The 343-nt window shown below is 51.0% G+C and carries 1 protein-coding gene; it reads left to right on the top strand.

Features of this window, described 5'->3' with window-relative positions; translation table 11 throughout:
• The coding region (locus tag P0G09_RS16215) for a relaxase/mobilization nuclease domain-containing protein (RefSeq protein WP_275253180.1) at positions 1 to 343 on the top strand (343 nt) is incomplete at both ends.

Raw genomic sequence — 343 nt, 5'->3', positions numbered from 1 at the left:
GACCTGATTTGTCTGGAGCATCAGCTGTCAGTCATTGAAAAGAATCCTTACCGGGAACGGCAGAAGCGCATCACTAACCCACCAAAGGAGAGCAACCTCGACCGGCTGTGCAGTGTAATCGACGAGATTTTGCAGCAGAATCCCACCGACTACGAAGATTTTCTGCAAAAGCTGGAACAGCAGGGCTATGAAATCAAACGCGGCAAATACACTTCCGTTAAAGGCGCTCGGCAGAAACGCTTTATCCGGTTAAAGACACTGGGTGCCGGGTACAGCGAGGATGAAATCAAAGCAGTCATTGCCGGAAAAGCCGTACACCGCCCACATCAGAAGCAACCTCCCA

The sequence above is a fragment of the Faecalibacterium sp. DFI.5.82 genome (assembly GCF_029076575.1).
Lineage (GTDB): Bacteria > Bacillota > Clostridia > Oscillospirales > Ruminococcaceae > Faecalibacterium > Faecalibacterium duncaniae.
This window is presented reverse-complemented; position numbering and strand designations above follow the sequence as displayed.